The organism is Streptomyces cellostaticus, assembly GCF_001513965.1.
Lineage (GTDB): Bacteria > Actinomycetota > Actinomycetes > Streptomycetales > Streptomycetaceae > Streptomyces > Streptomyces cellostaticus.
On sequence record NZ_KQ948084.1, the window covers coordinates 1 to 9,004 of the forward strand.

Sequence of the window (9,004 nt, forward strand, 5' to 3'; positions counted from 1 at the left end):
ACAGTCACCGCCGACCACCACGGCCCGGTGCTCAAACACCGACCGCGACACCGCCAACGACCACGCCACATCCACCGGATCCAGCTCCGGCCGCCCCGACACCCACTCCCGCAACCGCCCCGCCTGCGCCGCCAACCCCTCAGCCGACCGACCCGACACCACCCACGCACCCACACCCGACACCACAGGCCCCGTGCCCTCGGCGCCCGCCTCAGGCACCTCGTCCCCAAGCTCACCGACCTCAACAGCCGGAGCCTCCTCGACAATGACGTGCGCATTCGTGCCGCTGATCCCGAACGAGGACACACCGGCACGCCGCACCCGGCCATCGGCCGGCCAGGGCACGGACTCGGTCAGCAGCTGCACCTCACCGGCCGACCAGTCCACGTGCGGCGACGGCTCGTCCGCGTGCAGCGTCGCCGGCAGCTGCCCATGCTGCAGTGCCAGCACCATCTTCATCACGCCGGCCACGCCGGACGCCGCCTGCGCGTGTCCGATGTTGGACTTCACCGAGCCCAGCCACAACGGCCGTTCTCCGGCGCGCTCCTGGCCGTAGGTGGCAAGCAGGGCCTGTGCCTCGATCGGGTCGCCGAGCGTGGTTCCCGTGCCGTGCGCCTCCACCACGTCGACCTCGTCAGGGCGTATCCCGGCGTTGGCGAGGGCCGCGCGGATCACGCGCTGCTGCGAGGGGCCGTTCGGCGCGGTCAGACCGTTGGACGCACCGTCCTGGTTCACCGCGGAGCCGCGCACCACCGCCAGTACCGGATGCCCGTTGCGGCGGGCGTCCGACAGCCGTTCCACGACCAGCATTCCGGCGCCCTCGCCCATGCCCATGCCGTCGGCAGCCGCCGAGAACGCCTTGCACCGGCCGTCCGTCGCCAGCCCGCGCTGGCGGGAGAAGCCGACCATCTCCCACGGTGTCGCCATGATCGTGACGCCGCCGACCAGCGCCAGGGAGCACTCCCCCGAGCGCACCGCCTGGGCGGCCAGGTGCAGCGCCACCAGTGACGACGAGCACGCCGTGTCCACCGTCACCGCCGGGCCTTCGAGACCCAGTGCGTACGACACGCGGCCGGACAGCACGCTCGTCGCGTTGCCGGTCATCAGGTGCCCTTCCAGGCCCGACACCCCATCGCCCGTCAGTGCCACGGCCATGCCGTAACCCGACCCGTAGCCGCCCGCGAACACGCCTGTTGCGGAGCCGCGCAGCGACACGGGGTCGATGCCCGCCCGCTCCAGCGCCTCCCACGACACCTCCAGCAGCAGCCGCTGCTGCGGGTCCGTAGCCACCGCCTCGCGCGGGCTGATCCCGAAGAAGCCGGCGTCGAACTCCCCTGCTCCCGTCAGGAACCCGCCCTGCTGGGTGTACGACGTCCCGGTCTGATCCGGGTCGGGGTCGAACAGGCTGTCCAGGTCCCAGCCTCGGTCCTGCGGCACTCCGCCGATCGCGTCCCCGTCTGCGGCCAGCAGGTCCCAGAACGCCTCCGGGCTGCCCGCGCCACCGGGGAACCGGCACGCCATCCCGACGATCGCCAACGGTTCGTCGGGCGCCGACCGGACCCCGGTCGGCGCCGGGACCGCCGTTTCCGAGCCCAGCTCCCCGGCAAGCTCGGTCCGCAGGTGCGCGGCCAGCACCACCGGGGTGGGGTAGTCGAAGATCAAGGTGGCGGGCAGCCGCAGCCCGGTTGCCGCGTTGAGCCCGTTGCGCAGTTCGACGGCCGTCAGCGAGTCGAAGCCCAGATCGCTGAAGGCCCGCTCGGCCTCGACGGCCTCGGGTGACGGGTAGCCGAGGACCGCGGCCGCCTCGGCCCGCACCACGTCGGTCAGCAGGCGGTCCTGCTCGGCCCGGCCCAACCCGGCCAGCTGCCTTGCCAGTTCGCCCTCGCCGCGCACCACGCCCTCGGTGCTCGCGCCTGTGGCGGACAGCCGGCGGATCTCGGGCAGGTCCCGTACCAGCGGCATCTGGCGGACATCGGCCGCGCCGGGCGCGGCGGCCAGCTGTGCCCAGTCCACGTCCATCACGGTCACGACCGGGTCGGGCCCCTCCAGCGCCTCCCCCAGTGCCCGCACGGCCAACTGCGGGTCCATCGCCGGCATGGGCCCCTGTGCCGTCCGGTGTCGTACCAGCTCGTTCGATCCGGCGAGACCGCCGCCCGCCCACGCACCCCAGGCGACCGCCAGTCCGGCAAGGCCACGAGCCCGCCGGTTCTCGGCCACGGCGTCCAAGAAGGCGTTGGCCGCCGCGTAGTTGCCCTGGCCGGCCGCGCCCAGCGTGGACGCCGACGACGAGAACAGCACGAACGCGTCCAGGCCGAGGTCTGCGGTCAGCTCGTCCAGCAGGGCCGCGCCGGCCGCCTTGGCCGCCAGCACCGTCGCCAGCCGCGCCGCCGACAGCCGGTCCACCACACCGTCGTCCAGCACACCCGCGGTGTGCATCACCGCGGACAGCGCGGGCCCGCTCGTTCCGGTCCAGGCCACCAATCCGGCCACGTCCGACCGGTCACTGACATCGCAGGCCACGACGTCTACCGCGGATCCGGCAGCCGCGAGCTCGGCGGCCAGCGTGGCCACGCCCTTCGCGCCAGGGCCGGACCTGCTGGTCAGCACCAGCCGGGGTGCGCCACGTCCGGCCAGCCAGCGCGCCACATGCCCGGCGATCGCGCCGGTTCCGCCGGTGATCAGCACGCTTCCGCGCGGGGTCCAGGGCTCTTCGGAGCCACGAGGCTGCGCGGCGCGGATGAGGCGCCTGCCGAGGATGCCGGCCGTCCTGATCGCGACCTGGTCCTCACCGCAACCGGCCAGGACTGCGACCAGCCGTGCTCCGGCCCGCTCGTCGACCACCGGGGGCAGGTCGATCAACCCGCCCCAGCGGTCGGGGTGTTCCATTGCCACGACCCGGCCCAGGCCCCACACCTGTGTCTGCACGGGGTTGGTCAGCGCCTCGCCCGGCCCGGCGGCCACCGCGCCGCGCGTGAGAATCCACAGCGGCGCACCCACACCGGCGTCGCCCAGCGCCTGCACCAGGCCCAGCGTCGCGGCCAGTCCCCCGGCCACCACCGGGTGAGCCGGCACCGGCGTATCATCCAGCGCCAACAGTGACACCACACCCGCCACCCCGGCAGGTTCCGCGCCCGCACCCTGTAGCGCCTCGCCGAGCAGCGCGGCCACCTCGGCCCGGTCCACGACCTCGGCCGCGACCTCGGCCACGACGGCCTCGGCGCCTCGGGCGGTCAGCGCCGCCACACACCCTTGCACCTGCTCGGCGCCGACCGGCCCGGCCGGAGCCGCCACCAGCCAGACCCCCGACAGCCTACGGGGGTCGGACTCGGCGACCGGCGCCCAGCTGGCCCGGTAGCGCCACCCCGCGGTCACCGACCGGTCCCGCTCCTGCCGCCGCCACGACGCCAGCGCAGGCAGCACCTCACTGAACGGACGGCCGCCATCCACCGCCAGCGTGTCGGCGATCTCTGCCAGGTCTCCGCTTTCGATGGCCGCCCAGAACCGCGCCTCCGCCGGCGTGCTCGCACCATCACCGCCTACGACGGACCCGGGCGCCGGCAGCCCGAGAACACCCTGCGTCCAATAGCGCTCGTGCCGGAAGGCGTAGGTGGGCAGGTCGACCCGGTTCGCAGCCGGCAGCAGCGTGCTCCAGTCCACGACCGCACCATGAACGAACGCCCGGGCCAAACCGGTCACCAGGCCCGTCACACCCTGCTCGTCACGCTCCTTGCGTCGCTGAAGCGGAATGAACACACCCTCGCCGCTGCCGACACCGGCCACCGCGTCCGGGCCCAGCGCGGACAAGGATCCGTCCGGACCGACCTCGATGAACACCGACACACCCTCGGCCGCCAACGCGCCCACCGCGTCCGCGAACCGCACCGCCTGCCGCGTCTGCGCCGGCCAGTACCCGCTCTCGCACTCGGCCACCAGCTCACCGGTCAGCGCACCCGCCCACACCAGCTGCGGCCGCCGGTACTCCAAACCCGCCGCTATCTCACCCAGCTCGTCCAGCACCGGATCCATCGCCGACGAGTGGAACGCATGACTCACCCGCAGCCGCCGCACCCGACGACCCTGCTCCCGCCAGTACTCGACGACCTCGTCCACGGCAGCGACCTCACCGGAAACCACCACGGACTGCGGCCCGTTGACCGCCGCAATCGACACCCCGGACTTCAGCCCCGGCTCCACCTCGGCCTCCGAGGCACCGATCGCCGCCATCGCACCACCACCGGGCAAGCCCTGCATCAACCGCGCACGCGCCGCGACCAGCCGACTGGCATCCGGCAGCGACAACACACCTGCCACATACGCAGCAGCCACCTCACCCACCGAGTGACCCACCACCGCGTCTGCGACCACACCGGCCGCCTTCAGCACCGCCGCGACACCGACCTCGAACGCAAACAGTCCCGCCTGCGCATACAGCGTCTGGTCCGCCAAGCCTTCATCGACACCGTCCGCACCCAGGACGACGTCGCGAACCGACACCCCCAGCTCAAGCTCAACCAGCCCGCAGGCCTGGTCAAACGCCTCGGCGAAGACAGGGCTGCCCTCATACAGACCGCGGCCCATCCCCACCCACTGCGAGCCCTGACCCGCGAACACCAACCCCACTCGGGCACCCGGCCGTGCCACCCCGGACACCACCGAACCCGTGGACACCCCACCGGCCAGCCTCTCCAGGCCGGCCACCAGCTCCCCTCGGTCGGCGCCCCGCACCACGGCCCGGTGTTCGAACACCGACCGTGTGACAGCCAACGACCACCCCACATCGACCGGATCCAGCTCCGGCCGCGCGGTCACCCACTCCCGCAACCGCCCCGCCTGCGCGGCCAGGCCTTCCGCCGACCGGCCCGACACGACCCACACACCGGCGCCGTCGGTCCCGAGCACCGCGGGCGTGTCAGCCGCTTCGACCTCTTCGGTGCTCTCGTCGGCGGGTTCGCCCGTCGCCTCCGCCGGCTCGGCGTCCTCGGCCGGGGCTTCTTCGACGATGATGTGGGCGTTGGTGCCGCTGATGCCGAACGAGGACACGCCTGCGCGGCGCGGACGTTCCCCCACGGGCCAGGGCACGGAGTCGGTCAGCAGCCGTACCTCACCGGCCGACCAGTCCACGTGCGGCGAGGGCTCGTCCGCGTGCAACGTCGCGGGCAGCTCCCCATGTTGCAGCGCCAGCACCATCTTCATCACGCCGGCCACACCGGCCGCCGCCTGGGTGTGCCCGATGTTGGACTTCACCGAACCCAGCCACAACGGCCCCTGCTCACCCCGGTCCTGGCCGTAGGTGGCAAGCAGCGCCTGCGCCTCAATGGGGTCGCCCAGCGGGGTGCCCGTACCGTGCGCCTCCACCGCGTCCACGTCGGCGGCCGACAACCGCGCGCTGGCGAGGGCAGCGCGGATCACCCGCTGCTGCGAGGGGCCGTTCGGCGCGGTCAGGCCGTTGGAGGCACCGTCCTGGTTGATCGCGCTGCCGCGCACCACCGCCAGCACCCGGTGCCCGTTGCGCCGGGCGTCCGCCAGCCGCTCCACCACCAGCATCCCGGCGCCCTCGGAGATGCCCATGCCGTCGGCCGACGACGAGAACGCCTTGCAGCGTCCGTCCCGGGCGAGCCCGAGCTGCCGGGAGAACTGGGTGAACATGATCGGGGTGGCGATCACGGTCACGCCGCCGGCCAGCGCCAGCGAGCACTCCCCCGACCGCACCGCCTGGCAGGCCAGATGCAGTGCCACCAGCGACGACGAACACGCCGTGTCCACCGTCACCGCCGGACCCTCGAGCCCCAGCGAGTACGACACCCGGCCGGAGATGATGCTGGTCGAGGTCCCGGTCATCAGGTGGACGTCCATGTCCTCGTCCGTGCCCGGGCCGAAGCCGTAGCCGGACAGCGAGGCGCCGGCGAACACCCCGGTCCGGCTGCCGCGCAGCGACGTGGGATCGATCCCCGACCGCTCCAGCGCTTCCCAGCAGACCTCCAGCAGCAGGCGCTGCTGGGGGTCCATGGCCACCGCCTCGCGCGGGCTGATCCCGAAGAACCCGGGGTCGAACCCGCTCGCGTCCTGCACGAACCCGGCCTCGCGCACATGCGAGGTGCCGTCCGGATCCTGTTCGTACAGTTCCTCGATGTCCCAGCCGCGGTCGGTGGGAAACCCCGAGATCGCGTCTCCGCCTGCGGCCAGCAAGCCCCAGAGATCCTCCGGGCCCTGAGCACCGCCGGGGTAACGGCAGCTCATCCCGACGATGGCGATCGGCTCGTGGCTGCGTTCCTCGACCTCGCGCAGGCGCTGACGCGTCTCGTGCAGGTTGGTCGTTACCCACTTGAGGTAATCACGGAGAGTCTCTTCGTCGGCCACTGAACCTCACTCGCTCAATCTCTGAAAGTTCAAGCTTGCTGTCCGCAATGTCAGGAACTCTTACCGGCCGAGTTCCTTGTGGATGAATTCGAATATCTCGTCGTCCGATGCGGACCCGATCTTCTCCGCGACCACCTGACGCTCCGAAGAAGCGCCGACCTTGCTCCACTGGGAAAGAAGTCCCTGGAGGCGATCAGTGATCAGTTGATACGTGTTCTCGTCCGGCATCGCCCCGGTCAGCAGTGAGCCGAGCCGGTCGACCTCCTGGACCAGGGAAACCGGAGCCAACTCGTCCTGGAATTCCTCATTCCAGAGATAGTCGGCGAGCGCTGCGGGGGTGGGGCAGTCGAACAGCAATGTGGCGGGCAGTTGCAGGCCGGTGGCTGCGCTCAGCCGGTTGCGCAGTTCCACCGCGGTCAGCGAGTCGAAGCCCAGATCGCTGAAGGCGCGAGTGGCCTCGACCGCCTCGGCCGACGCGTAGTCCAGCACCGCGGCCGCCTGTGCCCGGACCAGGTTGACCAGCGTCCGGTTCTGCTCGGCGCGCGACAGGCCCGCCAACTGCTGCTTCAGGGTCGCGCCCGCGTCCGGGTCGAGAGCCGCGCCTGCCCCGGCCGCATCCGCGCCGGCGTCCGCCAGGGCCTGCTTGACCTCGGGCAGCCCCTCGACCAGCGGGCTGGGCCGGCGCAGCGTGAACGGCGGGGCGAATCGCGCCCAGTCCACGTCCGCGACCGTCACCAGTGCTTCCCGGCCGTCCAGGATCTGCGCCAGCGCCTGGACGGCGTGCCCCGGGTCCATGACCATCAGCCCGCGCCGCGCCATCTGCACGGCGCCGTCCTCGTCGGTCATGCCGCCGCCGCCCCACGGGCCCCAGGCCACCGAGGTGGCGGTCTCGCCACGGGCCAGGCGGCTGTGAGCCAGTGCGTCCAGGAAGGTGTTGGCTGCGGCGTAGGACGGCTGCAGACCGCTGCCCCACGTCGCCGAGATCGAGGAGAACAGCACGAACGCGTCCAGGTCCAGGTCCCGGGTCAGCTCGTCCAGCAAGGCCGCACCCGTGGCCTTGGCCGCCAGCACCTCGGCCGTTTCGGCCAGGCCGGTCTCCTGCACCGCGGTGGCCTGCCCGACGCCGGCGGTGTGCATCACCGCGGACAGCGCGGGTCCGTTCGTTGCGATCCAGGCCAGCACCCCGGCCAGGTCGGACCGGTCGCTCACGTCGCAGGCCACCACGTCCACCCGCGTGCCCTGGGCGGCCAGTTCGGCGGCCATTGCGGCGACGCCGGCGGCAGCGGGGCCGGAGCGGCTGGTCAGGACGAGTCGTGCCGCGCCGCGACCGGCCAGCCAGTGCGCCAGACGCCCGCCGATCGCACCGGTTCCACCGGTGATCAGCGCGGTGCCGTGCGAGGCCCAGGGCTCTGCGGAGCCGCGGGGCTGCGGGGCGCGGGCCAGCCTGCGGCCGAGGATTCCGGCCGGCCTGATCGCGGCCTGGTCCTCGCCGCATCCGGCCAGTACGGCCGTCAGCCGCGCTCCGGCACGTTCGTCCAGTACGGCGGGCAGGTCGATCAACCCGCCCCACCGGTCGGGGTGTTCCAGGCCGACGACTCGGCCGAGGCCCCACACCTGCGCCTGCACGGGGTTGGTCAGCGCCTCGCCCGGCCCGGCGGCCACCGCGCCGCAGGTCACCGCCCACAGCGGGGCGCCCACCTCGGCATCGCCCAGCGCCTGCACCAGGGCCAGCGTCGCGGCCAGGCCCCCGGGCACCACCGGGTGCGCCGGCACCGGCGTCTCGTCCAGGGCCAGCAGCGACACGACACCCGAGAACCCGGCTTCCGGCACCGTCGTACGGATCTGTGCGGCCATCTGCTCGTGGCCGGCCGTTGCCGTGGTCTCCATGACCACCACCTCGGCCCCTCGATCGGCCAGCGTCTGCACGCATGCCTGCGTGAGGTCGCCGCCACCCGAACCGGCAGGCGTCACCACCAGCCAGGTCCCGGACAGCACACTCGGGTCGGGCTCGGCGACCGGCGACCAGCTCACCCGGTAGCGCCAGTTCGCGGTCACCGACCGGTCCTGCTCCCGGCGCCGCCACGACGCCAGCGCAGGCAGCACCTCGCTGAGATGCTGCTGGTCCTCGATGGCCAGCGTGTCGGCGATCCGGGTCAGGTCACCGCCCTCGACGGCCGCCCAGAACTGCGCCTCGGCCGCCGTGCCCGCACCATCACCGCCCGCAACCGACACCGTCGTGGCCGGCGGCTGAAGCCAGTACCGCTCGTGCTGGAACGCGTAGGTGGGCAGCTCGACCCGCTCTCCGGCGGGCAGCACCGCAGCCCAGTCGACGGTCAGCCCGCCGACGTACGCCTGTGCCAGCGAGGTCACCAGCCGGGCCGCACCGCCGTTGTCACGCTCCAGCGTGCCCACAACCACCACGTCCGCGGTACCCGCATCCTCCGCGGTCTCGGACACCGCGCCCGTCAGCACCGGATGCGGCGACACCTCCACGAACGCCCCGTACCCACCAGTGATCAGCGCACGAACCGCCTCTTCAAAGCGGACCATCTGCCGCAAGTTCGCGTACCAGTAGCCGGCATCCACCTCGATGCCCGACACCCACTCCCCCGTGACCGTCGACACCATCGGCACCCGACCAGCCCGT

General features: G+C 72.6%; 2 protein-coding genes. Both read right to left on the reverse strand.

From position 1 onward, the window contains the following. Window positions 1-6,357, reverse strand: a 6,357-nt coding sequence (locus tag AQI88_RS48370; RefSeq protein WP_159050583.1) for a type I polyketide synthase, incomplete at its 3' end; no start/stop codon positions are given. Between the two features lie 60 nt (window positions 6,358-6,417). After that, window positions 6,418-9,004 (reverse strand): SDR family NAD(P)-dependent oxidoreductase (locus AQI88_RS41930; protein ID WP_208616095.1); only part of this gene is annotated, 2,587 nt, incomplete at its 5' end.